The organism is Pseudomonas sp. TH06, from assembly GCF_016651305.1.
Classification (GTDB): Bacteria; Pseudomonadota; Gammaproteobacteria; order Pseudomonadales; family Pseudomonadaceae; genus Aquipseudomonas.
On the sequence record NZ_JAEKEC010000001.1, the window covers coordinates 3,905,693 to 3,930,781 of the forward strand.

At 59.5% G+C, this 25,089-nt stretch carries 19 protein-coding genes; 12 read left to right on the forward strand and 7 right to left on the reverse strand.

Features of this window, described 5'->3' with window-relative positions; translation table 11 throughout:
- Nucleotides 1-65: 65 nt before the first annotated feature.
- Complete coding sequence (gene lpxH / locus JFT86_RS17530) at nucleotides 66-818, reverse strand: UDP-2,3-diacylglucosamine diphosphatase (protein WP_201237648.1); 753 nt, start codon at nucleotides 816-818, stop codon at nucleotides 66-68.
- Nucleotides 815-1,321, reverse strand: coding sequence for a peptidylprolyl isomerase (locus JFT86_RS17535; protein WP_150652315.1), 507 nt, complete (start codon nucleotides 1,319-1,321; stop codon nucleotides 815-817). The genes lpxH and JFT86_RS17535 overlap by 4 nt, the downstream gene beginning before the upstream one ends.
- A gap of 251 nt (nucleotides 1,322-1,572) precedes the next feature.
- Here JFT86_RS17535 and JFT86_RS17540 point away from each other — a divergent pair, with 251 nt between their 5' ends.
- From JFT86_RS17540 to JFT86_RS17550, 3 genes are all read left to right on the forward strand, one after another.
- The gene (locus tag JFT86_RS17540) at nucleotides 1,573-3,273 is read left to right on the forward strand and encodes a glutamine--tRNA ligase/YqeY domain fusion protein (RefSeq protein WP_201237649.1); all 1,701 of its coding nucleotides are present in this window, start codon (nucleotides 1,573-1,575) and stop codon (nucleotides 3,271-3,273) included.
- A 21-nt stretch (nucleotides 3,274-3,294) separates the two neighbouring features.
- Nucleotides 3,295-4,677, forward strand: coding sequence for a cysteine--tRNA ligase (gene cysS, locus JFT86_RS17545; protein ID WP_064586980.1), 1,383 nt, complete (start codon nucleotides 3,295-3,297; stop codon nucleotides 4,675-4,677).
- A 356-nt stretch (nucleotides 4,678-5,033) separates the two neighbouring features.
- Nucleotides 5,034-6,251, forward strand: coding sequence for an MFS transporter (locus tag JFT86_RS17550; RefSeq protein WP_201237650.1), 1,218 nt, complete (start codon nucleotides 5,034-5,036; stop codon nucleotides 6,249-6,251).
- 189 nt (nucleotides 6,252-6,440) lie between these two features.
- Here the strand turns inward: JFT86_RS17550 and JFT86_RS17555 are convergent, their stop codons facing one another.
- Nucleotides 6,441-8,279: a sigma-54-dependent Fis family transcriptional regulator gene (locus JFT86_RS17555; RefSeq protein ID WP_201237651.1), complete on the reverse strand. Its 1,839-nt coding sequence runs from the start codon at nucleotides 8,277-8,279 to the stop codon at nucleotides 6,441-6,443.
- A gap of 383 nt (nucleotides 8,280-8,662) precedes the next feature.
- On the opposite strand from JFT86_RS17555, the gene JFT86_RS17560 reads away from it, so the two are divergent.
- The 6 genes from JFT86_RS17560 to JFT86_RS17585 are packed head-to-tail and all read left to right on the forward strand — an operon-like array spanning nucleotide 8,663 to nucleotide 14,615.
- Nucleotides 8,663-9,757, forward strand: a complete 1,095-nt coding sequence (locus JFT86_RS17560) for an ABC transporter ATP-binding protein (protein ID WP_201237652.1) — start codon at nucleotides 8,663-8,665, stop codon at nucleotides 9,755-9,757.
- Nucleotides 9,757-10,869, forward strand: coding sequence for an ABC transporter ATP-binding protein (locus JFT86_RS17565; RefSeq protein WP_201237653.1), 1,113 nt, complete (start codon nucleotides 9,757-9,759; stop codon nucleotides 10,867-10,869). The genes JFT86_RS17560 and JFT86_RS17565 overlap by 1 nt, the downstream gene beginning before the upstream one ends.
- Nucleotides 10,866-11,732, forward strand: coding sequence for a sugar ABC transporter permease (locus JFT86_RS17570; protein WP_101159118.1), 867 nt, complete (start codon nucleotides 10,866-10,868; stop codon nucleotides 11,730-11,732). The genes JFT86_RS17565 and JFT86_RS17570 overlap by 4 nt, the downstream gene beginning before the upstream one ends.
- A 9-nt stretch (nucleotides 11,733-11,741) precedes the next feature.
- Nucleotides 11,742-12,542 carry a carbohydrate ABC transporter permease gene (locus tag JFT86_RS17575; protein ID WP_201237654.1) on the forward strand — a complete coding sequence of 267 codons (801 nt, stop codon included), beginning with the start codon at nucleotides 11,742-11,744 and terminating at the stop codon, nucleotides 12,540-12,542.
- A 10-nt stretch (nucleotides 12,543-12,552) separates the two neighbouring features.
- Nucleotides 12,553-12,825 (forward strand): DUF2160 domain-containing protein, encoded by a 273-nt coding sequence (locus JFT86_RS17580; protein ID WP_201237655.1) that lies wholly within the window; start codon nucleotides 12,553-12,555, stop codon nucleotides 12,823-12,825.
- Nucleotides 12,826-12,872: 47 nt separating this feature from the next.
- Nucleotides 12,873-14,615, forward strand: coding sequence for an ABC transporter substrate-binding protein (locus tag JFT86_RS17585; RefSeq protein WP_201237656.1), 1,743 nt, complete (start codon nucleotides 12,873-12,875; stop codon nucleotides 14,613-14,615).
- Between the two features lie 905 nt (nucleotides 14,616-15,520).
- Here the strand turns inward: JFT86_RS17585 and JFT86_RS17590 are convergent.
- From JFT86_RS17590 to JFT86_RS17605, 4 genes are all read right to left on the reverse strand, one after another.
- The gene (locus tag JFT86_RS17590; protein ID WP_201232969.1) at nucleotides 15,521-15,898 is read right to left on the reverse strand and encodes a type II toxin-antitoxin system VapC family toxin; all 378 of its coding nucleotides are present in this window, start codon (nucleotides 15,896-15,898) and stop codon (nucleotides 15,521-15,523) included.
- Nucleotides 15,895-16,233 carry a type II toxin-antitoxin system Phd/YefM family antitoxin gene (locus JFT86_RS17595; protein WP_242489282.1) on the reverse strand — a complete coding sequence of 113 codons (339 nt, stop codon included), beginning with the start codon at nucleotides 16,231-16,233 and terminating at the stop codon, nucleotides 15,895-15,897. The genes JFT86_RS17590 and JFT86_RS17595 overlap by 4 nt, the downstream gene beginning before the upstream one ends.
- 364 nt (nucleotides 16,234-16,597) lie before the next feature.
- Complete coding sequence (locus JFT86_RS17600) at nucleotides 16,598-18,031, reverse strand: heavy metal sensor histidine kinase (protein ID WP_201237657.1); 1,434 nt, start codon at nucleotides 18,029-18,031, stop codon at nucleotides 16,598-16,600.
- A complete protein-coding gene (locus JFT86_RS17605) occupies nucleotides 18,028-18,702 on the reverse strand; it encodes a heavy metal response regulator transcription factor (RefSeq protein WP_201237658.1) in 675 nt (224 codons plus the stop codon). The genes JFT86_RS17600 and JFT86_RS17605 overlap by 4 nt, the downstream gene beginning before the upstream one ends.
- Before the next feature lie 458 nt (nucleotides 18,703-19,160).
- Here JFT86_RS17605 and JFT86_RS17610 point away from each other — a divergent pair, with 458 nt between their 5' ends.
- The 3 genes from JFT86_RS17610 to JFT86_RS17620 are packed head-to-tail and all read left to right on the forward strand — an operon-like array spanning nucleotide 19,161 to nucleotide 24,847.
- A complete protein-coding gene (locus JFT86_RS17610; RefSeq protein WP_201237659.1) occupies nucleotides 19,161-20,408 on the forward strand; it encodes a TolC family protein in 1,248 nt (415 codons plus the stop codon).
- 49 nt (nucleotides 20,409-20,457) lie between these two features.
- Nucleotides 20,458-21,660 (forward strand): efflux RND transporter periplasmic adaptor subunit, encoded by a 1,203-nt coding sequence (locus JFT86_RS17615; RefSeq protein WP_201237660.1) that lies wholly within the window; start codon nucleotides 20,458-20,460, stop codon nucleotides 21,658-21,660.
- Nucleotides 21,661-21,700: 40 nt separating this feature from the next.
- Nucleotides 21,701-24,847: a CusA/CzcA family heavy metal efflux RND transporter gene (locus JFT86_RS17620; RefSeq protein ID WP_201237661.1), complete on the forward strand. Its 3,147-nt coding sequence runs from the start codon at nucleotides 21,701-21,703 to the stop codon at nucleotides 24,845-24,847.
- The last annotated feature ends 242 nt before the right edge of the window (nucleotides 24,848-25,089 follow it).

The following is a 25,089-nucleotide window of genomic DNA, read 5'->3' on the forward strand; positions in this document are numbered from 1 at the left end:
ACAGAGATGTTGAATGTGATATCGCCATCGCGAGCAGGCTCACTCCTACATTGTTCTGTGGCTCGTCAGTTAGAAGGGGCAGGCAGGGCCGGAGGCGGGGCAAAATCGAACGGCGCCAACGCATACCCGTTCTCATCCACCTGCAACGCCCAACCCTGACGATCCCAATCCCCCAGCACAATCCTTTTCGCCGCTTGCTCACCGAGCTGCAACTTGTGGATCGCCGGGCGATGGGTGTGCCCGTGAATCAGGGTTTTCACGCCGTATTCCTGCATGATCCGCGGCACTTCCTCAGGCGTGACATCAACAATGTCATTGGCCTTCATCCGTACCTGCGCGCGGCTTTCGCTGCGTAGCTTGCGCGCCAGTTTATGGCGGCTGCTCAGCGGCAGGTTGCGCAGGATAAACAGCGTGATCGGGTTGCGCAGGTAACGACGCAGCTTCATATAACCGACGTCGCGGGTGCACAGGCTGTCGCCGTGCATCAACAGCACCGGTTCGCCGTAGAACTGCACGACACTCGGGTCCTTCAACAGCGTACAGCCGGCCTGTTTGCAGAAGGCCTTGCCGAGCATGAAGTCGCGATTGCCGTGCATCAGAAAGATGGCCGTGCCGCTGTCGCTCAATTCGCGCAGGGCCTGGCAGATGGAACGCTGGAAAGGGGTCATGGCATCGTCGCCAATCCACGCCTCGAAAAAGTCGCCCAGAATGTACAACGCACTCGCCGAGCGGGCGCGTCCGGCGAGCAAATCCAGAAACGCCCGGGTAATGTCCGGGCGCTCCTCTTCCAGATGCAAATCTGAAATCAGCAATATCACGCTTCGATGATCTCGGCTTTCTCGATGATCACGTCGTCTGCTGGTACGTCCTGGTGGCCGGCCTTGGAAGTGGTCGAAACACCTTTGATCTTGTCGACAACGTCAGTGCCGGCGGTCACTTTACCGAATACCGCGTAGCCCCAGCCCTGAACGTTCTTGCCGCTGTGGTTGAGGAAGGTGTTGTCGGCAACGTTGATGAAGAACTGCGCGGAAGCCGAATGCGGCTCCATGGTGCGGGCCATGGCTACGGTGTACTTCTCGTTGGAAAGACCGTTGTCAGCTTCGTTCTGGATGCTTGGGCGCTTGTCTTTCTTTTCTTTCATGCCTGGCTCGAAACCACCGCCCTGGATCATGAAGTTACCGATGACACGGTGGAAAACGGTGTTTTCGTAGTGACCGGCTTTAACGTACTCGATGAAGTTGGCGACGGTGATCGGCGCCTTTTCAGCGTTCAGTTCGATGACGATGTCGCCATGGTTGGTGGTCAGTTTGACTTGAGTCATGGTCATTACTCTTTATAAGGAATTCGTGGTTTTCGGACATTCAGTCCCGAAACCGGTTCAGCCTGCATCGGCCAAGGTGCGCAGTTTAGCGTGACAGGCGCGAATTTCGAGGCTGTTTTTCGAAAACCCTGCGATTAAATGCACTCCTTTATAGGGCCTGCTCTGTCAGCCCCTTGACAGCATCGGCTATGATAGCGGCTTTGTTTTGTCTGGCCCCCTTTGCGGCCGCGCACATGTAAGTCAAGGATCCTATGAGCAAGCCCACTGTCGACCCTTCCTCGAATGCCAAGTCCGGCCCTGCCGTGCCGGTCAATTTCCTGCGGCCGATCATCCAGGCAGACCTGGACTCGGGCAAGCACACCCAGATCGTTACCCGTTTCCCGCCTGAGCCCAATGGCTACCTGCACATCGGCCACGCCAAGTCGATCTGCGTGAACTTCGGCCTGGCCCAGGAGTTCGGCGGCGTCACGCACCTGCGTTTCGACGACACCAACCCGGCCAAGGAAGACCAGGAATACATCGACGCGATCGAAAGCGACGTCAAATGGCTGGGCTTCGAATGGTCCGGCGAAGTGCGCTACGCCTCGCAGTATTTCGACCAGTTGCACGACTGGGCCGTCGAGCTGATCAAGGCCGGCAAGGCTTACGTTGACGACCTGACGCCTGAACAGGCCAAGGAATACCGTGGCAGCCTGACCGAGCCGGGCAAGAACAGCCCGTTCCGCGACCGTTCGGTGGAAGAGAACCTCGACTGGTTCGCCCGCATGCGCGCCGGTGAGTTCCCGGACGGCGCCCGTGTGCTGCGCGCGAAGATCGACATGGCCTCGCCGAACATGAACCTGCGCGACCCGATCATGTACCGCATCCGCCACGCCCATCACCACCAGACCGGCGACAAGTGGTGCATCTACCCGAACTACGACTTCACCCACGGTCAGTCGGACGCCATCGAAGGCATCACCCACTCGATCTGCACCCTGGAATTCGAAAGCCATCGTCCGCTGTACGAGTGGTTCCTCGACGCCCTGCCAGTGCCGGCGCACCCGCGTCAGTACGAGTTCAGCCGTCTGAACCTCAACTACACCATCACCAGCAAGCGCAAGCTCAAGCAGCTGGTGGACGAGAAGCACGTCAATGGCTGGGACGATCCGCGCATGTCCACGCTGTCGGGTTTCCGCCGTCGTGGCTACACCCCGGCGTCGATCCGCAACTTCTGCGACATGATCGGTACTAACCGTTCCGACGGCGTGGTTGACTTTGGCATGCTCGAATTCAGCATCCGTCAGGACCTGGACGCGAACGCCCCGCGCGCCATGTGCGTGCTGCGTCCGTTGAAAGTGGTCATCACCAACTACCCGGAAGACCAGGTCGACAACCTCGAACTGCCGCGTCATCCGCAGAAAGAAGAACTCGGCGTGCGCAAGCTGCCGTTCGCCCGTGAAATCTACATCGACCGCGATGACTTCATGGAAGAGCCGCCAAAAGGTTACAAGCGCCTGGAGCCGAACGGCGAAGTGCGTCTGCGCGGCAGCTACGTGATCCGTGCCGACGAAGCGATCAAGGACGCCGACGGCAACATCGTCGAACTGCGTTGCTCGTACGATCCGGACACCCTCGGCAAGAACCCGGAAGGTCGCAAGGTCAAAGGCGTGATCCACTGGGTGCCGGCGGCCGCCAGCGTCGAGTGCGAAGTGCGTCTGTACGATCGCCTGTTCCGGTCGGCCAACCCTGAGAAGGCCGAAGACAGCGCGAGTTTCCTCGACAACATCAACCCTGACTCACTGCAAGTGCTGACCGGTTGTCGTGCTGAGCCATCGCTTGGCAATGCACAGCCGGAAGACCGTTTCCAGTTCGAACGCGAAGGCTACTTCGTTGCCGACATCAAGGATTCGAAACCAGGTCAGCCGGTATTCAACCGTACCGTGACCCTGCGTGATTCGTGGGGCCAGTGATTCAGCGTCAAGGGAATTAAAGTGCTAACGATCTACAACACGCTCACCAAGAGCAAAGAAGTCTTCAAGCCGCTGGATGGCAACAAGGTGCGCATGTACGTCTGCGGGATGACCGTGTACGACTACTGCCACCTCGGCCATGGCCGCAGCATGGTCGCGTTCGACCTGGTGACCCGCTGGTTGCGGTTCAGCGGTTACGACCTGACCTACGTGCGCAACATCACCGACATCGACGACAAGATCATCAACCGGGCCAACGAGAACGGTGAGTCGTTCGAAGCGTTGACCGAGCGCATGATCGCCGCGATGCACGAAGACGAAGCGCGCCTGAACATCAAGAAGCCGGACATGGAGCCGCGCGCCACGGATCACATTCCGGGCATGCACGCGATGATCCAGACCCTGATCGACAAGGGCTACGCCTACGCCCCGGGCAATGGCGACGTGTACTACCGCGTCGGCAAGTTCATGGGCTACGGCAAGCTGTCGCGCAAGAAGATCGAAGACCTGCGCATCGGTGCGCGGATCGAGGTCGACGAAGCCAAGGAAGATCCGCTCGACTTCGTCCTGTGGAAAGGCGTCAAACCGGGCGAGCCGAGCTGGGAATCGCCGTGGGGCGCCGGGCGTCCGGGCTGGCACATCGAGTGCTCGGTGATGTCGACCTGCTGCCTCGGCGAGACTTTCGACATTCATGGCGGCGGCAGCGACCTTGAGTTCCCGCACCATGAAAACGAAATCGCCCAGAGCGAAGCGGCCACCGGCAAGACCTACGCCAACGCGTGGATGCATTGCGGCATGATCCGCATCAATGGCGAGAAGATGTCCAAGTCCTTGAACAACTTCTTCACCATTCGCGACGTGCTCGACAAGTACCACCCGGAAGTCGTGCGTTACCTGCTGGTGTCGAGCCACTACCGCAGCGCGATCAACTACTCGGAAGACAACCTCAAGGACGCCAAAGGCGCACTCGAGCGTTTCTACCACGCGTTGAAAGGCCTGCCGAGCGTGGCGCCGGCGGGTGGCGAAGCGTTCGTCGAGCGTTTCACCACAGTGATGAACGACGACTTCGGCACACCGGAAGCCTGCGCGGTGCTGTTCGAGATGGTCCGTGAGATCAACCGCCTGCGTGAGAGCGATCTTGATGCGGCGGCCGGTCTGGCGGCGCGTCTGAAAGAACTGGCGAGCGTGCTGGGCGTGTTGCAGCTTGAGGCCGATGACTTCCTGCAGGCGGGCGCCGAAGGGCGTGTCGATGCGGCTGAAGTCGATGCGCTGATTGCGGCGCGTCTGGCAGCGCGTGCGGGTAAGGATTGGGCAGAATCCGACCGCATCCGCGACCAGCTCACCGCCATGGGCGTGGTGCTGGAAGACGGCAAGGGTGGCACTACCTGGCGTCTGGCTGACTGATCGTCTTATCGGCTTTAAAACAAAACCCGCCTTGTGCGGGTTTTTGTTTGGGCGCGAGAAAGAGCCCCTCACCCTAACCCTCCCGAAACGTCGGACCGCCCAGAGGGAGAGGGGACTGATTGGGGGATGTTCAAGAAATACGCCGACCTGAAAGCTTTTCTCCGAATCCATAATCGACGCAATCTCTCAGGTCGATGCACAACGCCAGACACTTCGGTCAGCTCCCTCTCCCTCTGGGCGGTCCGACGTTTCGGGAGGGCTGGGGTGAGGGTTGCTTTTGGCGTTCGCGTAGGTCTTGATGTCGGCAACGCGTTCAGCCGGATGCTGAACGGTGACGATCATGTAAGGGAAACACCATGGCCAATCACTATCGCGAGCTGCTAACGACCCCAGGCGCCACCGGGCTAGTGCTCGCGAGTTCTATTGCCCGATTACCGCAAGCAATGATCGGCATCGGCATCATCACCATGCTGGTGGAGCAAACTGGCGTCTACTGGCTGGCCGGCGCGGTCGCCGGTACGTTTACCCTGGCCAATGCGCTGCTCGGCCCGCGCATTTCGAAACTGGTTGATCAGCGTGGTCAGAGCCGAGTGCTCCCCGTGGTGACGGCATTCAGCATCGTCATGTTGCTGTCGCTGATCTTCGCCGTTTACATGAGGGCGCCCGCCGCATTGTTTTTTGTTCTGGCGGCACTGGCCGGGACAATGCCGAGCATGCCATCGATGATCAGGGCACGCTGGTCGCAGTTGTTCCGGGGCAAGCCGCAACTGCACACGGCATTCTCTCTGGACACGGTGCTGACCGAACTCGCCTACATCATCGGCCCGCCACTGGCGATCGGCTTGAGCGTGAGCTTTTTCGCCGAAGCCGGGCCGCTGGTGGCGGTGGCGCTGCTGGCGGTCGGTGTGACGGCGTTTCTCCTGCAGCGCCAGACTGAACCTAAAGTGGTCGTAGGCCATGCCAGCAATAGCGGCTCAACCCTGTTGATTCCCGGTGTTCGCACGATTGTCCTGGCGCTGTTGGCGATGGGCGCCATTGGCGGATCCATCGATGTCGCCGTCGTGGCCTTCGCCAACGCACAAGGCTGGCCAGCGTCGGCCACCTTCATCCTCGCCGCGTACGCGTTCGGCTCACTGGTGGCGGGGCTGACGTTCGGTGCGTTGCGGGTTTCGCTGGCGATTGAGAAACAGTTCTTTATCGGGATTCTGGTCACGGCAGTCACCGGCGTATTGCCGATCTTTTCACCGGACGTTTATGTGCTGTCGGCGATGCTGTTTATCGCCGGCATCTCGTTTGCGCCGACCATGGTTGTGGTAATGAAGCTGGGGACAATCATCATCCCGCCGTCGCGGATCACCGAAGGGCTGACCTGGATGACCACCGGCATCAGCATCGGCGTGGCGCTCGGGGGGATGCTGGCGGGGGTGGTTATCGATGCTTTTGGTGCACGCGCAGGGTTTGGCGTGGCGATTGGCGCGGGGGTGATGATGATGGTGGTGGTGCTGATTGGGCTGCGCACATTGGCGGCTGTTTCCACTGCGCGTGTTGAGCCGGCCTTTTCGCCCTCACCCTAGCCCTCTCCCCCAGGAGAGGGGACTGATTGGGGGATATTCACGAGATACACCGACCTGAAAGATGTGTGCCGAATCCATAATCAACCGGTTCTTTCAGGTCGATGTATAACGCCAGACACCTAGGTAGGCTCCCTCTACCTCCGGGAGAGGGCTGGGCGGGCGGCGTTCCGATGAGGGGAAGGGGTTCACTCAACCTTCAATCTGCCGCAACCGCTTGTAAAGCGTATTCCGACTCACCCCCAACCGCCGCGCCAAGTGCGAGATATTCCCCCCGGCCGCCTTCAACTCCCGGTTCAACGCTTCAACATCATTCAAATCCAATCCCAGCGGCTGCGCGCTCTCAACCGGCTCCATCTCCAGATCGACAAAAAAATCATCGGGCAAATGCTCCGGCCGCACGGGTTGTTCCTCGGCCATGGCCAGCGCCACCTGCATCACGCTGCTGACCTGGCGCAGATTTCCCGGCCAGGGATGACGGCCAAACAGCTCCAGAACTTCGCGGCTCAATCCCGCCCATTGCGTCGGTTCACGATGCTGTTCCCACAGTCGTTTAAACAACGCCTCCTTGTCACTGCGCTCCCGAAGTGGCGGCAACTCCAGCGTCAGCCCGCCAATGCGGTAATACAAATCCTCTCGGAAACGCCCCAACTGCACTTGTTCGCGCAAGGAACGGTTGGTCGCCGAGATAATCCGCAAATCCACCGCGAACAGCTCACTGCTACCCACCGGCTGAACGCAGCGTTCCTGCAACACCCGTAACAACCGCGCCTGGGTCGGCAGTGGCATGTCGCCAATTTCATCGAGGAATAGGGTGCCCTTGTCAGCCTTGCGAATCAGGCCGATGCTGCCTTTCTGGTTGGCGCCGGTGAAGGCACCTTTCTCGTAGCCGAAAAGCTCGGACTCCACCAGTTCGGCGGGGATCGCCGCGCAGTTGACGGCGATGAACGCCTGTTTACTTCGTGAGCTGGCCTGGTGCAGGGCTTTGACGAAAACCTCCTTGCCGACGCCGGTTTCACCATGAATCAACAGCGGAATGTCTTTTTCCAGTAAGCGCTCGGCCTGCCGTACGGCTTTTTCCACGCGGCTGTCGCCGAAGTGCAGGGTGTTGAGGCTGATCGCCGTCGGTGCGGCGGGTTTGGCCTCAGCAACAAACACCCGCGCTTGAATCGGTGCCTGTTTCGGCCGCTTCAACAGACACTGAAAACGGTTACGCCCGGACGTCTGCAAGGCAAACGGCAAACCGTCCGGCTGATTGATCAACTCCAGCAACGACACCTTGAACAGGCTCTCGACGCTGACCCGCGACAAGCGCACACCGAGCAGATTGTCCGCCCGGCGATTGGCCGACAAAACTTGCCCGCTCTCATCAAAGATCAGCAATCCCGCCCACTGACTGTCGAGGTTGTTCAACCCGGTGTTGAAGGTCAGTTGAAAGTGTTGGCCATGGAACAGGTTGAGGATCAGCCGGTTCTCCACGGTCTGGCTCATCATCTTGACCATGCCGAGGGTGTGCGAGGGCGGCAGGTAACTGTCGCTGGACACATCAAGCACCGCGATGACTTTACGCTCGGCGTCGAAAATCGGCGCGGCGGAGCCGGTCATGAAGCGGTTGGCCTTGAGAAAGTGTTCATCGTGTTCAATGTGCACGGCCTGCTCACAGGCCAGCGCGGTGCCGATCGCATTGGTGCCGCTGGCGCGTTCGATCCAGCTCGCACCCGGCTGAAAACCCCGCGCCAGGTTCGGTTCGATAAACCGTTGCGTGCCCCACGACGTCAGCACCTGGCCCTGATTGTCGGCGAGCATGATCAGGCAGTTGGAGTTGCTCAGAATGTTTTCGTAGTAGGGCAGGACTTCCTGGTGAGTGGTCTGCACCAGCGAGTGATGGCGGTCGAGCAGATGGGCAATGCCGGCGGCGGGCAGTTGATCGAAGGCCGGGGCGCTTTGGTGATCCAGACCGAACGCACGGCAACGTTGCCAGGAATTCTGGACGAGGGCGTCATGGGACAGCGGCGGGGCAGGTGCGGCCATGGCAGTGGGTCTCTGATGCAGCGATTTTTATTGTTGTTATGGACCCGATCTTTGAAACCTGGGCAGATCCCCTGTAGGAGTGAGCCTGCTCGCGATAGCGGTCTATCAGACAGATTTGCATTGACTGATACACCGCTATCGCGAGCAGGCTCACTCCTACAGTTGATCTTCGGTGTTCACGAAGTCTGGGTAAAAAGCATCCATAGAGTGTTGTTCACTATTGTTCATTGTCAATCGCCCGACTGTTCAAATGTGTTCAGCAATGAACGCCGTCTCCCGGCGCTTTCAACGATTTTCACGACAAATCAATCACTTGCCATTTCTGGCACGAAACTCGCTCCAGTGCACAGGTCGCTTGACTCCAATAATAAAAAGGCCGAGCCATGTCACTCACCCTGGAGCACGTCTGCCGTACCGTCGAAGGCCAGACCTGGATCGACGATGCGTGCCTGAAATTCGAACCCGGTTCCTTCAATGTTTTGCTCGGCCGCACGCTGTCCGGCAAAACCAGTCTCATGCGGTTGATGGCAGGTCTGGACAAGCCCGACAGCGGCCGCATCCTGATGAACGGCGTCGACGTCACCCAGCGTCCGGTGCGTTTGCGCAACGTGTCGATGGTCTATCAGCAGTTCATCAATTACCCGACCATGACCGTGTTCGAGAACATCGCTTCGCCGCTGCGTCAGGCCGGTGTCTCAAAAGAGCTCATCCACAGCAAGGTGCAGGAAACCGCGAAGATGCTGCGCATCGAGAAGTTTCTGCAGCGTTATCCGCTGGAACTCTCCGGCGGCCAGCAACAGCGCACCGCCATGGCCCGTGCGCTGGTCAAGGACGCTGAGCTGATCCTGTTCGACGAGCCGCTGGTCAACCTCGACTACAAACTGCGCGAAGAACTGCGCCAGGAAATGCGCGAGCTGTTCAAACTGCGCCACACCATCGCGATTTATGCCACCACCGAGCCCAACGAAGCGCTGGCGCTGGGCGGCACCACAACCATTCTTCATGAAGGGCGAGTGATTCAGAGCGGCCCGTCGACCGAGGTGTATCACCAGCCGCAATCGGTGCTGGCGGCGGAATTGTTCTCCGAACCACCGATCAACTTGATGCCCGGGCGCATCGCCGGCAACGAAGTCAGCTTCGCCAATTTCGTGCACTTCCCGCTGAACGTCGATCTGCGCCCGGTGGGCGAGGGCGAGTTCCGTTTCGGCGTGCGCCCCAGCCACATCTCGCTGGTGCCGAGCAACGATGACGACCTCGAATTGGCGGTGACCGTCGAAGTCGCCGAGATCAGCGGCTCGGAAACCTTCCTGCATGTGCGCAACGAGCATTTCCTGCTGGTGCTGCACCTGCCCGGCGTTCATGAATACGATGTCGATGCGCCGATCCGCATTTACATCCCGACCCACAAACTGTTCGTTTTCGATGCGCAGGGCCGTCTGGTGCAGGCACCGGGCCGGCGCGTCGCGAGGGTTGCCTGATGGCCGAAATCCGTTTGCAGCACCTCGCCCACAGCTACAGCAAAACCCCGGGCGGCGCCGAGGATTACGCGATTCGCGAGATGGATCACGTCTGGGAGCAAGGCGGGGCGTACGCCTTGCTGGGGCCGTCGGGTTGCGGCAAGTCGACCTTGCTCAACATCATTTCCGGCCTGCTCAGCCCTTCGCAGGGGCATGTGTTGTTCGACGGCAAAGCGGTCAACGACCTGACGCCGGAGAAGCGCAACATCGCCCAGGTTTTCCAGTTTCCGGTGGTCTACGACACCATGACCGTGTTCGATAACCTCGCGTTTCCCCTGCGAAATCAGGGCATGGCCGAGGCGAAAGTGCACAGCAAGGTGCAGGAAATCGCCGAGGTTCTCGACCTGCAGAACCTGCTGAGCAAGAAGGCGCGCAACCTCACTGCCGATGAAAAACAGAAAGTCTCGATGGGCCGTGGTCTGGTCCGTGACGACGTTTCGGCAATCCTCTTTGATGAGCCGCTGACGGTGATCGACCCGCACCTGAAATGGAAACTGCGGCGCAAGCTCAAGCAGATTCACGAGCAGTTCAACATCACCATGGTCTACGTCACCCACGATCAACTGGAAGCCTCGACCTTCGCCGACAAGATCGCGGTGATGTACGGCGGCCAGATCGTCCAGTTCGGCACGCCTCGGGAATTGTTCGAGCGGCCGAGCCACACCTTTGTCGGCTACTTCATTGGCAGCCCCGGCATGAACCTGATCGAGGTGCAGCCACAGCCCGGCGGTGTCGGTTTTGCCTCGACGCACCTGCCGTTGTCCGACGCCATGCAACGACATATCGAACACGGCCAGTGGAAAAATCTGAAAGTCGGCATCCGTCCGGAATTCATTCATGTCTGGGACGAGCCGTTTGATGACGCGATGCAGGCACAGGTCGTACACGTCGAAGACCTCGGCACCTACAAGATCATGACCCTCAACCTCGACGGCGCGCCGTTGAAAGTGCGTCTGGCCGAAGACAAACCGGTGCCGCAGGGCACGGCGTACATCAGTTTTCCGGCGCAGTGGCTGATGGTCTATGCCGATGAGTTCCTCCTTGAAGCCGACAGCAGCGAGGTGCAGCCATGAACAAGGTGCAGAACAACAAGGCCTGGTGGCTGGTGTTGCCGGTGTTTCTGCTGGTGGCGTTCAGTGCGGTGATCCCGATGATGACCGTGGTCAACTATTCGGTGCAGGACATCTTCGACCAGTCCAGCCGCTATTTCGTCGGTGCTGACTGGTACCGGCAAGTACTTCTCGACCCGCGTCTGCATGACTCGCTGCTGCGCCAGTTCATCTACTCGGCGTGTGTGCTGCTGATCGAAATTCCGCTGGGCATCGCCGTCGCGTTGACCATGCCGACCAAGGGCCGCTGGTCCTCGGTGGTGTTGATCATTCTGGCGATTCCGTTGCTGATTCCGTGGAACGTGGTCGGCACCATCTGGCAGATTTTCGGCCGTGCCGATATCGGTCTGCTCGGTTCCAGTCTCAACGCGATGGGCATCAGCTACAACTACGCGGCGAACACCATGGACGCCTGGGTGACGGTGCTGGTGATGGACGTCTGGCATTGGACTTCACTGGTGGCTCTGTTGTGTTTCTCCGGGTTGCGCGCGATTCCCGACGTGTATTACCAGGCAGCACGCATCGACCGGGCTTCGGCCTGGGCGGTGTTCCGCCACATTCAGTTGCCCAAGTTGAAGAGCGTGCTGCTGATCGCGGTGATGCTGCGCTTCATGGACAGTTTCATGATTTACACCGAGCCGTTTGTGCTCACCGGCGGCGGGCCGGGCAACGCCACAACCTTCTTGAGTCAGACCTTGACGCAGATGGCGGTAGGGCAATTCGACCTCGGTCCGGCAGCGGCGTTTTCGCTGGTGTACTTCCTGATCATCCTGTTGGTGTCCTGGCTGTTCTACACCGCCATGACGCACTCCGACGCCAACCGCTGAGGCCCGGCCATGAGCAAAAGAAAGCTTATTCCGTTGCTGGTGTACATCCTGTTCCTGCTGGTGCCGATCTACTGGCTGTTGAACATGTCGTTCAAGAGCAACACCGAAATCCTCGGCGGCTTGACGTTGTTTCCCCAAGAATTCACCTGGCACAACTACAAGGTGATCTTCACCGATCCGAGTTGGTACAACGGTTATCTCAACTCGCTGTACTACGTCAGCCTGAACACTGTCATCTCGCTGAGCGTGGCGTTGCCGGCGGCCTATGCGTTTTCCCGCTATCGTTTTCTCGGCGACAAGCACCTGTTTTTCTGGCTGCTGACCAACCGCATGGCGCCGCCGGCAGTGTTCTTGCTGCCGTTCTTCCAGTTGTACTCATCGATTGGTCTGTTCGATACGCACATCGCTGTAGCGCTGGCGCACTGCCTGTTCAACGTGCCATTGGCGGTGTGGATTCTTGAGGGCTTCATGTCCGGTGTGCCGAAAGAGATCGACGAAACCGCTTACATCGACGGCTACAGTTTCCCCAAGTTCTTCGTGAAGATTTTCCTCCCGCTGATCGGTTCCGGGATCGGTGTCACGGCGTTTTTCTGCTTCATGTTTTCCTGGGTCGAACTGCTGCTCGCACGCACGTTGACCTCGGTGAATGCCAAGCCGATTGCGGCGGTGATGACGCGAACGGTGTCGGCGTCGGGGATCGACTGGGGCGTGCTGGCGGCGGCGGGGGTGTTGACCATCCTGCCGGGCATGCTGGTGATCTGGTTTGTGCGCAACCACGTGGCCAAGGGCTTTGCCCTCGGCCGGGTCTGAGGAACTGATGATGGAATGGATGAGCTGGACGACCCCGACAGCGGGGTTCTTCATCGCCATTGGTCTGCTGCTGGTGGGCATGACCACGTGGGAATTGCGCTCGCCGAGCATTTTGCGGCGAGGTCTTCTACCGATTGCCACCACCCGTGGCGATCGCTTGTTTATCGGTCTTCTCGGCAGCGCCTACCTGCATCTGCTGGTAATCGGCGCCACCGACTGGAGCATCTGGGTGGCGTCCGCGTTGTCCCTGGTGTGGCTGTTGGCTGTGATGCGTTGGGGCTAGTCGAATCGCTCGACAGTTTGGCTCCACAACTTAAACAGGAGGTCTCTATGTTCGACAAAAACAATAAGCTGCGACATAGCATTTCATTGGCAGCCATGCTCGCACTCAGCGGTTTGAGCGCAGCCGCCTGGGCCGATGCGTACGAAGACGCGGCGAAAAAGTGGATCGGCAGTGAATTCAAACCGTCGACCCTGACGGCCGAGCAGCAGCTCGAAGAACTGAAGTGGTTCATCAAGGCTGCCGAACCGTTTCGCGGCATGGAAATCAAGGTCGTCTCGGAAACCCTGACCACCCACGAATACGAGTCCAAGGTACTCGCCAAGGCCTTCACCGAAATCACCGGGATCAAACTCACCCACGACCTGCTGCAAGAAGGCGACGTGGTCGAGAAAATGCAGACGGTGATGCAGTCCGACAAGAATATTTATGACGGCTGGGTCAACGACTCGGACCTGATCGGTACGCACTTTCGCTACGGCAAGACCGAGTCGATCACCGACCTGATGGCCAACGAAGGCAAGAACTTCACCTCGCCGACCCTCGACATCAAGGACTTCATCGGCATCTCGTTCACCACCGCGCCGGACGGCAAGATCTATCAACTGCCCGACCAGCAATTCGCCAACCTGTATTGGTTCCGCGCCGACTGGTTCGAGCGTGCCGACCTGAAAGCCAAGTTCAAGGAAAAATACGGCTACGAATTGGGCGTGCCGGTGAACTGGTCGGCCTATGAAGACATCGCCAAATTCTTCAGCGAAGACGTCAAGGAAATCGACGGCAAACGCGTTTATGGGCACATGGACTACGGCAAGAAAGACCCGTCGCTGGGCTGGCGTTTCACCGATGCCTGGTTCTCCATGGCCGGTGGCGGCGACAAGGGCCTGCCCAACGGTTTGCCGGTGGACGAGTGGGGGATTCGTGTCGAGGATTGCCATCCGGTCGGTTCCAGCGTGACCCGTGGTGGCGATACCAACGGCCCGGCGGCCGTATTCGCCACGCAGAAATATGTCGATTGGCTCAAGGCCTACGCACCACCGGAAGCGGCGGGCATGACCTTCTCCGAGTCCGGTCCGGTGCCGTCGCAAGGCAACATCGCCCAGCAGATTTTCTGGTACACCGCGTTCACCGCCGACATGACCAAACCCGGCCTGCCGGTGGTCAACGCCGACGGCACGCCGAAATGGCGGATGGCGCCGTCGCCGCGTGGCCCATACTGGGAAGAGGGCATGAAGCTCGGCTATCAGGACGTGGGTTCGTGGACGTTCATGAAATCCACGCCTGAGAAACAGAAACTGGCAGCGTGGCTGTACGCGCAGTTTGTGACGTCGAAAACCGTGTCGCTGAAGAAAACCATCGTCGGTCTGACGCCGATCCGCGAGTCCGACATCAACTCGCAGGCGATGACCGATCTGGCGCCGAAGCTCGGTGGTCTGGTTGAGTTCTACCGCAGCCCGGCGCGTGTGCAATGGACCCCGACCGGGACCAACGTGCCGGACTACCCGCGTCTGGCGCAATTGTGGTGGAGCCACATCGCCGAAGCGGCCAGCGGCGAGAAAACCCCGCAACAGGCGCTGGATGGCCTGGCCAAGGATCAGGACGCGATCATGACGCGCCTCGAACGCTCCAAGGCCCAAGCGGTGTGCGCACCGAAAATGAACCCGGAACGCGACGCGCAATACTGGTTTGACCAGCCGGGCGCACCGAAACCGAAACTGGCCAACGAGAAGCCGCAGGGCGAGACCGTGAGCTACAACGAACTGCTCAAGTCGTGGGCGGATGCGCGCAAGTGATATTGGAAATGTGAAAGGCGAACGGCACCGAAAGGTGCCGTTTTTTTTGCTGGCCGATTTACCGCCATCGCGAGCAGGCTCACTCCTACAGGTTTCAGCGGTGCTGACCAAACCTGGGAACACCCGAAATCACTGTAGGAGTGAGCCTGCTCGCGATAGCGGTGTGTCAGACAACAAAGATATCGACTGACCCTCCACCATCGCTGGCAAGCCAGCTCCCACAAGTTTCTGTGGTGCCCTCAAATTCCGCATGCACCGCAAATCACTGTAGGAGTGAGCCTGCTCGCGATAGCGGTGTGTCAGACAACAAAGATATCGACTGACCCACCGCCATCGCTGGCAAGCCATCTCCCACAGGTTTCTGTGGTGCCCTCAAATTCCGCATGCACCGCAAATCACTGTAGGAGTGAGCCTGCTCGCGATAGCGGTGTGTCAGACAACAAAGATATCGACTGACCCTCCGCCATCGCTGGCAAGCCAGCTCCCACAAGTTTCTGTGGTGCCTTCAAATTCTGCATTCACCGCAAATCACTGTAGGAGTGAGCCTGCTCGCGATAGCGGTGTGTCAGACAACAAAGATATCGACTGACCCACCGCCATCGCTGGCAAGCCAGCTCCCACAAGTTTCTGTGGTGCCTTCAAATTCTGCATTCACCGCAAATCACTGTAGGAGTGAGCCTGCTCGCGATAGCGGTGTGTCAGACAACAAAGATATCGACTGACCCACCGCCATCGCGAGCAGGCTCACTCCTACAGGTTTCAGCGGTGCTGGCAAAATCTGGGAACACCCGAAATCACTGTGGGAGCTGGCTTGCCAGCGATTGCTGTCTCACATTCAATATTGATATCGACTGACCCACCGCAGTCGCGAGCAAGCCAAGCTCACAGAGCTCTGGAGCATTGGGTTAGACCAGGACAGCCAAATCCGTGTACTGAGCAACTAAAGGATCAGCGGTAAGCAGTTTCATCGGTTCGGTCACTGCTGTGGCCACAATAATGCGGTCAAACGGATCGCGATGATGGTGCTCAAGATCCTTCACGGCGATGGCGTGCTCTGCAGTCACTGGGAGTTCGATAAAGCCACTGTCGAGACAATATTGGCGGACTTCTTCCAGATCAACTTTAAGCTTGCCGAGCCCGACCTTGATCGCCATTTCCCAGAAGGTGGCGGCGCTGATGTAGATTTCGGCGGCGTTCTCAATCAGTTTTCTGGCTTTGCCGGACAGTCTGGCATCATCACTGAGCGTCCAGAGCAAAATGTGCGTGTCGAGCAGAAGCCTCATGCTTGAGTGCCCTCGAATGCATCAAGCATGTCATCGGGCAATGGTGAGTCGAAATTGTCGGGCAACACCAGTTTGCCTTTCATTGCGCCAATACGTTGAGCGCTGGGTTTTCCTACGGGAACGAGGCGAGCCATCGGCCGGCCATGCTTGGCAATCGTGATGACTTGGCCAGCAGCGGCATCATCGACGAGTTTGGATAAATTGTTTTTGGCTTCAGCCAGCGGAACGATGATCATCAGCTCACCCCTGTATTCTGGACAAATATAGCCAGAATATTTCAGCGCTGCCAATCCATAAACTTCTTCAGCCCATTCGCAAACGATATCCCTGTTCATTTTTTGCCTCTCGTCGATATTCCATCTGCCAAGGCCTCCACCATAAAGCTATCTACTCAAAACTGGCTGTAGGACAAAACGGAGGTTGCGGCGAGAGCTTTCGGTGTTTGTGTGGGGTGGGAGCAAATCGGTAAAAAATCGTACAAAGATATCGACTGACCCACCGCCGTCGCTGGCAAGCCAGCTCCCACAGGTTTCTGTGGTGCCCTCAAATTCTGCATCCACCGCAAATCACTGTAGGAGTGAGCCTGCTCGCGATAGCGGTGGGTCAGACAACAAAGATATCGACTGACCCACCGCTATCGCGAGCAGGCTCACTCCTACAGGTTTCGGTGGTGTCCACAAATTCCTGGAACAGTCGAGATCACTGTGGGAGCTGGCTTGCCAGCGATGGGGCCGTGGGTGTCGACGCAGGGAAGCCGAGACGGAACACGGTCATCGCCCCCGGCAGGCTCTTAACTTCCGCCACGCCCTGATGCAGGCTCATGATCGAGCGCACGATTGCCAACCCCAGCCCAGTGCTGCCCTGTGAACGCGAACGGCTGCTGTCGACCCGATAGAAACGGTCGAACAGGTGCGGCAGATGCTGTGCCTCGATTCCCGCGCCGGGATTGCTGACCAGCAGTGAGGTCTGCGTCGCGCTTTGTTCAATCAGCAACGTCACGGTTTTCCCGTTCGGACAATGGCGCAAGGCGTTGGACAGCAAATTCGAGATCGCCCGTTGAATCATCAAGCGATCGCCCATCACCGAAGCGCTGCCAAGCACATTCAAATGAATGCTCTTATCCTGCGCGGACAGCGAAAACATCTCGGCGACTTTCGCCGCTTCAACTTCCAGTGCCACCGATTCAAACGGTGCCAGCGCTGACGGATGACTCACCTGCGCCAGAAACAACATGTCCGACACAATCCGCGCCACGCGCTCCAGTTCTTCGGTGCACGACACCAGCACATCCTTGTACTCATCCACCGAGCGTTCGCGTGACAGCGTCACCTGCGCCTTGCCCATCAGGTTATTGATCGGTGTGCGCAACTCGTGGGCCAGATCATCGGAGAACTGCGACAACTGCTGCACGCCCGCATCGAGCCGGTGCAGCATGAAGTTGATGCCCTGCGCCAGTTCGCTCAGCTCCTGCGGCATGTTCACCACCGACAGTCGATGATCGAGGTCTTGCGTGGAGACCATCGCCGCCACTTTGCGAAATTCACGCATCGGCGCCAACCCGCGCTGCACGGCGCCCCACGCGGTCAGGCCGATGAATACCAGCAGCAACGGCAAGGCTATCAGCGTCGAGCGCAGATACGCGCTGAGGAGGGCCTGGTCGTGGGCGTTATCGATCGATAACAGCACCGGCACGCTGCTGCCATCCTTGAGGCGAATCAGCTTCGACACGGTGAGGAATTTTGCCCCCGCGGCATCGGTACTTTCCGAATAAGCCAATTGATCGGTGGTGGCTCGTACGGCTTTCAATTCAACCCGTGGATCGCTCAATCCGCTGCCGGACTTGAGCAGCGGCGAGCGCTGATTGACGCGGTCGTAAATCGTCAGCGTGAGGTTGTCGTGGCCCATCACCTGATCGAGCAGAATGTGCGGTTTGCCGCTGATTTCATTGGCGTCGACGTACAGCGACAGGCTGTGCTCGACCTGTTCCATCTTCTTTTCCAGGCTGTCTCTGGACAGCGCGTTGAGCTCATGGGTCAGGGCGAAATAAGCGAGGATCGCCAGGAACACCACCAGCAGCGCGCCAAGAATACTCACCGTCAAACCCAGGCGCATCGACAGGCTGGCCGGCTTCATTCCCGCGCCTCGAGGACATAACCGACACCGCGCAGGGTGTGGATCAACTTGTGCTCGAACGGGTCATCGATTTTCGCCCGCAGACGCCGAATCGAGACCTCCACGACGTTAGTGTCGCAATCGAAATTCATGTCCCACACCAGCGAAATGATCTGCGTGCGCGTCAGCACCTCGCCGGACTGGCGCATCAGCAGATGCAGCAAGGCGAATTCCTTGGTGGTCAGATCGATGCGCTGCTCGCCACGAAACGCACGGTGGCGGCCGGGGTCGAGTTCCAGATCGGCGACTTTCAGCACTTGCGGCACCGGGATGTTCTCGCTGCGGCGCATCAGCGTGCGCACCCGCGCCAATAATTCGGGAAACTCGAACGGCTTGACCAGATAGTCGTCGGCACCCAGATCGAGGCCGCGAATCTTGTCGGCCAGACGCCCGCGCGCGGTAAGCATCATCACCCGCGTCGAATGCGTGCGCCGCAGTTGCTCCAGCACGCCCCAACCGTCGAGTTCGGGCAGATTGACGTCGAGAATGATCAGGTCATAAACCTGTTGTTGCGCCAGATGCAAACCATCGGCGCCGGTGGCCGCGTGGTCAACGATATAACCACTTTCGGTTAAACCCTGATGCAAGTATTCGGCAGCTTTAAGCTCGTCCTCGATCACAAGGATTCGCATGATCAATCACCACTTTCATTGAATGGAAATGTAATTAAGGTGACCGGGAAAGTTGTTGTTTTTGTAAGGTCTTCCGGGCAGGCGCGATTAACGACTAACGGTTTTTCTGACGGATATTTCTCCGTTTGCAGGCGTGCACGGTAAAGGCTGAAGTGGCTACAGAGTCAACCTGAGACGTGCGAGGTGAGGCTCTAAAGTGGCTATCTGCGACAGCCTGTCGCAGCTCGGCAGGCGTTTGCACACGACCTTCCTGCTCGGGCAAGTGCTGTTCGGCGGTTAACTTAGACTCATTTGTTTCCATGTATTGCAAGTTGGCTTTTTTTGCACTTCGCATCCTAGAGCAAAACAACTTGGTGAAACCGTGGATAACAGATTTGTAATGTTCCAGTCACCTTGTCGATAAGTTCAAAACCCTACCGTGGCAGCATCGAAAAATCCTCAATGAAGGAAGTCTTCCATTGCCCGGTTCAAGACAACTGACGGCGCGATCACGCCTGCAAAAAACAGCCAGTGGCATTCTGTTGCTGACCCTTACCAGCCTCGCGAGCGCATCGACCCTGACCCTCGATCAGGCTCTGCAAACGGCGTTCGCCGTTAACCCGGATCTGGCCGCCGCACAGTGGGAAATCGGCATCGCCGAAGGTGACCGCCAACAGGCCGGGTTGATCCCCAACCCCGAGGTCTCGTGGGAGGCTGAAGACACCCGCCGCGACTCGCGCACCACCACGGTGATGCTCAGCCAGCCGATCGAACTGGGCGGCAAACGCGGTGCGCGCATCGACGTCGCCAGCCGTGCGCAGGATGCCGCCGGTATCGAACTGGAGCGCAAACGCAACACCTTGCGCGCCGATGTGATTCAGGCGTTCAACAGTGCCCAGACCGCGCAGCAACGCTTGCAGTTGTCGCGCCAGTCACTGCAACTGGCCGAGCACGGTTTACGCGTCGCGCAAGGGCGGATCGAGGCCGGTAAGTCATCACCGGTCGAAGGCACGCGGGCGCAAGTGCAACTCTCCGAGGTGCGCCTGGAATTGAGCCGTGCCGAGCGGGATCAGGCCAACGCCTATCAACAATTGGCGCAGGTCATGGGCGCGCCGTTGCCGACTTCGACCGCGGTGCAAACCGCCACGCCAAACCTTGCCAACGTTCCGCTGCCGAACCGTTTGCTTGAACGTCTGAACGAGACCGCCGAGCTGCGTCTGGCCAAGTTGCAGATCGATCAGCGCGAGGCTTCTCTGGGGCTGGAAAAGTCCCAACGCATCCCCGACCTGACCGTGAGCATCGGCAGCCAGTACAGCGAAACCGAGCGCGAGCGGGTCAACGTGGTCGGGCTGTCGATGCCGATTCCACTGTTCAACCGTAATCAGGGCAACGTCCTCGCGGCGGCACGCCGAACCGATCAGGCGCGGGATCTGCGCAACGCCACCGAGCTGCGCTTGCGCACGGAAATCCAGACCAGCCTTGAGCAATGGCAGACCGCCAATGGCGAAGTCAAAGCGTTCAACCAGACCATCCTGCCCGCCGCGCAGAGCGCAGTTGAAAGCGCCACCCGTGGTTTCGAAATGGGCAAGTTCGGCTTCCTCGATGTGCTCGATGCTCAGCGCACCCTGATCGCAGCGCGCAGCCAATACATTCAGGCCGTCAGCGAGGCAACTGACGCCCGGGTACGCATTGAACGGATTTTCGGCGACCTCAGCGTCCGCCCTTGAATTTCACTTTTCAGATCACTGCGCGCAGGTTCGGCGCAGAGGAGTTTCCATGGATAAAAAACTGATCGTGGTCGCTGCGGCGACGCTGGCGTTGGGCATCGGCATCGGCTCGATGTGGGCGGGCAATGGCGCTATCGACGCGCACGCCGACGAGGCCGCGGAACATGCCGATCACGCGGATCATTCCGAGGAGGGCGCCGCTGCCGAGGGCGAACATGGCGAAGAAGGCCACATCGAATTGAGCGCCGAGCAGATCACCGCCGCCGGCATTCAACTGGTCGAAGCGCGGGCGCAGACCATCAGCCGCGGTTTGCCGTTCCCCGGCGAAGTGCGCTTCGACGAAGACCGCACCGCCCATGTGGTGCCGCGTGTGCCGGGCGTGGTCGAGTCGGTGGCGGTCAACCTTGGCCAGTCGGTGAAAAAGGGTCAGTTGCTGGCGGTGATCGCCAGTCAGCAGATCTCCGATCAGCGCAGCGAGCAAGCCGCCGCGCAACGGCGTCTGGCGTTGGCGCGCACCACCTATGAGCGTGAGAAAAAACTCTGGCAGGACAAGATTTCCGCCGAACAGGATTTCCTCCAGGCGCGCCAGGCCTTGCAGGAAGCCGAAATCGCCGTGAGCAATGCCCGGCAAAAAATCAGCGTGCTCAGCGGCAGCGTGGTGGCCACCGGCGGCAATCGCTACGAATTGCGTGCGCCGTTTGACGGCGTCGTGGTGGAAAAACACCTCACGCCGGGCGAAGTAGTCGATGAGTCCACGGCCGCGTTCACCCTCTCGGATTTGTCGCGGGTGTGGGTGACGTTCGGCGTTTCTCCGAAGGATCTGAACAAGGTGCAGGTGGGCAAAGCTGTCACGGTCAGCGCTGCGGAGCTGAATGCCGAAGTAGTCGGCAGCGTGGCTTACGTCGGCAGTTTGCTCGGCGAGCAGACCCGTACTGCAACGGTCCGCGTGACGCTGGAAAACCCGCAAGGTTCGTGGCGTCCGGGCCTGTTCGTCACCGCGCTGGTGGCCACCGACAGCCGCGAAGCGCAAGTTGCCGTGCCGGAAACCGCGATCCAGACGGTCGAGGACAAACCCACGGTGTTCGTGCGTACCGACGACGGCTTCGAGACGCGAGCCGTGGAGCTGGGCAGCCGCGCCGATGGTTTTGTGGAAATCACCCAAGGCCTGGACGTGGGCGCACAAGTCGCCAGCGCCGGCAGCTTTGTCCTCAAATCGGAACTGGGCAAAGCCTCCGCCGAGCACAGTCATTGATAAGCACGCTGAAGACTCTCACTGATCCCGGAAGGCCCTCATGTTCGAACGCCTGATCCAGTTTGCCATCGAGCAGCGCATCATCGTGCTGCTCGCCGTTCTGCTCATGGCCGGTCTCGGCATCGCCAGTTATCAAAAACTGCCGATCGACGCCGTGCCCGACATCACCAACGTCCAGGTGCAAATCAACACCGGCGCCGCCGGCTTCTCGCCGCTGGAAACCGAGCAGCGCATCACCTTCCCGATTGAAACCGCGATGGCCGGTTTGCCGGCGCTGGAGCAGACCCGTTCGCTGTCGCGCTCGGGGCTGTCGCAGGTCACGGTGATCTTCAAGGACGGCACCGACCTGTTCTTCGCTCGCCAATTGGTCAACGAACGTTTGCAGATCGCCAAGGAGCAATTGCCCGAAGGCGCGGAAGCGGTCATGGGGCCGATTTCCACCGGCCTCGGCGAGATTTTTCTGTGGACAGTCGAGGCCAGGGAGGGCGCGCTGAAGGACGACGGCACGCCCTACACGCCGACTGATCTGCGGGTGATTCAGGACTGGATCATCAAGCCGCAATTGCGCAACGTGCCGGGCGTTGCCGAGATCAACACCATCGGTGGTTTCGCCAAGGAATATCAGATCGCGCCGGACCCGAAACGCCTCGCCGCGTACAAGCTGACGCTCACCGATCTGGTCACCGCGCTGGAGCGCAACAACGCCAACGTCGGCGCCGGTTACATCGAGCGCAGCGGCGAACAATTGCTGATCCGTGCGCCGGGGCAAGTGGCGAGCACCGAGGACATCGCCAACATCGTCATGGCCAATGTCGACGGCACGCCGATCCGCGTGAAGAACGTCGCCACCGTCGACATCGGCCGCGAATTGCGCAGTGGCGCGGCCACCGAAAACGGCCGTGAAGTGGTGCTCGGCACGGTATTCATGCTGATCGGCGAGAACAGCCGCACGGTCTCGCAAGCAGTCGCCAGCAAGCTCGAACAGATCAACAAGTCCTTGCCTGTCGGCGTGGTCGCCGTGCCGGTTTACGACCGCACGCATCTGGTCGACAAAGCCATCGCCACGGTGAAGAAAAACCTCATCGAAGGCGCGATTCTGGTGATCGCGATTCTGTTCCTTTTCCTTGGCAACATCCGCGCGGCGCTGATTACCGCGATGGTGATTCCGCTGTCGATGCTGTTCACCTTCACGGGCATGTTCAGCAACAAGGTCAGCGCCAACCTGATGAGCCTCGGCGCGCTCGACTTCGGCATCATTGTCGACGGCGCGGTGGTGATCGTCGAAAACACCCTGCGCCGCCTGGCCCATGCGCAGCAACACCACGGGCGTTTGCTGACCCGCGCCGAGCGTTTCAAGGAAGTGTTTGCGGCGGCAAAAGAGGCACGGCGACCGCTGATTTTCGGTCAGTTGATCATCATGGTCGTGTACCTGCCGATCTTCGCCCTCAGCGGTGTCGAAGGGAAAATGTTCCACCCGATGGCGTTCACCGTGGTCATCGCTTTGCTCGGTGCGATGCTGTTGTCGGTGACCTTCGTGCCGGCGGCGATTGCGCTGTTCGTGACCGGCAAGGTCAAGGAAGAAGAGGGTGCGGTGATGCGCGGCGCACGCAAGGTGTATGCGCCGGCACTGGCCTGGGTCATGTCGCATCGTGCTGTCGCCGTGGGCGCGGCAGTGGCGGTAATCGTGCTCAGCGGCGTGCTCACCAGCCGCATGGGCAGCGAGTTTGTGCCGAGCCTCAGCGAGGGTGACTTTGCCTTGCAAGCCTTGCGTGTACCGGGCACCAGTCTGACGCAGTCGGTGGACATGCAGCAGCGTCTGGAAACGTTGATTCTCGCCAAGGTGCCGGAAGTCGAGCGCGTGTTCGCCCGAACGGGCACTGCGGAAATCGCCTCCGACCCGATGCCGCCGAATATCTCCGACAGCTACGTGATGCTCAAGCCAAAAGAGCAGTGGCCGGACCCGGGCAAGTCCCGCGAAACCCTGATGGCCGAACTGCAAGCCGCCGCCGCGACGCTGCCGGGCAGCAACTATGAGCTGTCGCAGCCGATCCAGTTGCGCTTCAACGAACTGATCTCCGGGGTGCGTAGCGATGTCGCGGTGAAGGTGTTCGGCGATGACATGGACGTGCTCAATGCCACTGCCGCGAAGATCGCGACGGCGATGCAAAAGGTCAACGGCGCGTCCGAGGTCAAGGTCGAACAGACCACCGGATTGCCGGTGCTGACCATCAACATTGATCGCGACAAGGCCGCGCGTTACGGGCTCAACGTCGGTGACGTGCAGGACACCATTGCCGTGGCGGTGGGTGGCCGCAAGGCCGGGACGTTGTATGAGGGCGATCGGCGTTTCGACATGGTGGTGCGCTTGTCCGATGCCATGCGCAAGGACATCGATGGCTTGTCGGCGCTGCTGATTCCAGTGCCTGCGGTGAACGGTACGGCCAACCAGATCGGCTTCATCGCCCTGCAAGAAGTCGCCAGCCTCGACCTGGTGCTCGGGCCGAATCAGGTCAGTCGCGAAAACGGCAAGCGCCTGGTGATCGTCAGCGCCAACGTGCGTGGGCGTGACATCGGATCGTTTGTCAGCGAGGCGGGTGAAGTCATCGAGCGTGACGTGCAAGTGCCGGCCGGTTACTGGACCAGTTGGGGCGGGCAGTTCGAGCAACTGCAATCGGCCGCCAAACGCTTGCAGATCGTCGTGCCGGTGGCGTTGCTGCTGGTGTTCGGGTTGTTGTTCATGATGTTCAACAATCTCAAGGATGGTTTGCTGGTGTTTACCGGGATTCCGTTTGCCTTGACGGGTGGGGTCATGGCGTTGTGGTTGCGCGATATTCCGTTGTCGATTTCGGCGGGCGTGGGGTTTATCGCGTTGTCGGGTGTGGCGGTGCTTAACGGCTTGGTGATGATTGCGTTTATTCGCAATCTTCGCGAGGAGGGGCGGTCGCTGTCGGATGCGATCAACGAAGGTGCGCTGACACGCTTGCGCCCGGTATTGATGACGGCGTTGGTGGCGTCGCTGGGGTTTATCCCGATGGCGCTGGCGACCGGCACGGGGGCGGAAGTGCAGCGGCCACTGGCGACGGTGGTGATCGGCGGAATACTGTCCTCGACGATTCTCACATTGCTGATATTGCCGGCGCTCTACCAACTCGCCCATCGCCGGGATGAGGACACAACTTCAGCCTGACTGTGAACACCCCCCCCCTCACCTGACTGTGAACACAATCCTGTGGTGAGGGGATTTGTGTGGTGAGGGGATTTATCCCCGATGGCCTGCGTAGCAGGCCCGCTTTTTTCCAGATGAAGAGCGGGGCCGCTGCGCGCCCCATCGGGGATAAATCCCCTCGCCACAAGGTATTTCTTCAGCTGGAAAGTCCTGTTCACAGCATTGATCCATTACATAACGGATATGTAATTTCCACGCCACCG

Bases quoted from the DNA above. Each gene is read 5' to 3' on its own strand.
- JFT86_RS17575 (WP_201237654.1), top strand. From the start codon at position 11,742: ATGAGCAAAAGAAAGCTTATTCCGTTGCTGGTGTACATCCTGTTCCTG.
- JFT86_RS17535 (WP_150652315.1), bottom strand. From the start codon at position 1,321: ATGACTCAAGTCAAACTGACCACCAACCATGGCGACATCGTCATCGAA.
- JFT86_RS17615 (WP_201237660.1), top strand. From the start codon at position 20,458: ATGGATAAAAAACTGATCGTGGTCGCTGCGGCGACGCTGGCGTTGGGC.
- JFT86_RS17585 (WP_201237656.1), top strand. From the start codon at position 12,873: ATGTTCGACAAAAACAATAAGCTGCGACATAGCATTTCATTGGCAGCC.
- JFT86_RS17555 (WP_201237651.1), bottom strand. From the start codon at position 8,279: ATGGCCGCACCTGCCCCGCCGCTGTCCCATGACGCCCTCGTCCAGAAT.
- JFT86_RS17550 (WP_201237650.1), top strand. From the start codon at position 5,034: ATGGCCAATCACTATCGCGAGCTGCTAACGACCCCAGGCGCCACCGGG.
- JFT86_RS17600 (WP_201237657.1), bottom strand. From the start codon at position 18,031: ATGAAGCCGGCCAGCCTGTCGATGCGCCTGGGTTTGACGGTGAGTATT.
- JFT86_RS17560 (WP_201237652.1), top strand. From the start codon at position 8,663: ATGTCACTCACCCTGGAGCACGTCTGCCGTACCGTCGAAGGCCAGACC.
- JFT86_RS17565 (WP_201237653.1), top strand. From the start codon at position 9,757: ATGGCCGAAATCCGTTTGCAGCACCTCGCCCACAGCTACAGCAAAACC.
- JFT86_RS17590 (WP_201232969.1), bottom strand. From the start codon at position 15,898: ATGAGGCTTCTGCTCGACACGCACATTTTGCTCTGGACGCTCAGTGAT.
- JFT86_RS17580 (WP_201237655.1), top strand. From the start codon at position 12,553: ATGGAATGGATGAGCTGGACGACCCCGACAGCGGGGTTCTTCATCGCC.
- JFT86_RS17605 (WP_201237658.1), bottom strand. From the start codon at position 18,702: ATGCGAATCCTTGTGATCGAGGACGAGCTTAAAGCTGCCGAATACTTG.
- JFT86_RS17570 (WP_101159118.1), top strand. From the start codon at position 10,866: ATGAACAAGGTGCAGAACAACAAGGCCTGGTGGCTGGTGTTGCCGGTG.
- JFT86_RS17540 (WP_201237649.1), top strand. From the start codon at position 1,573: ATGAGCAAGCCCACTGTCGACCCTTCCTCGAATGCCAAGTCCGGCCCT.
- JFT86_RS17620 (WP_201237661.1), top strand. From the start codon at position 21,701: ATGTTCGAACGCCTGATCCAGTTTGCCATCGAGCAGCGCATCATCGTG.
- JFT86_RS17595 (WP_242489282.1), bottom strand. From the start codon at position 16,233: ATGAACAGGGATATCGTTTGCGAATGGGCTGAAGAAGTTTATGGATTG.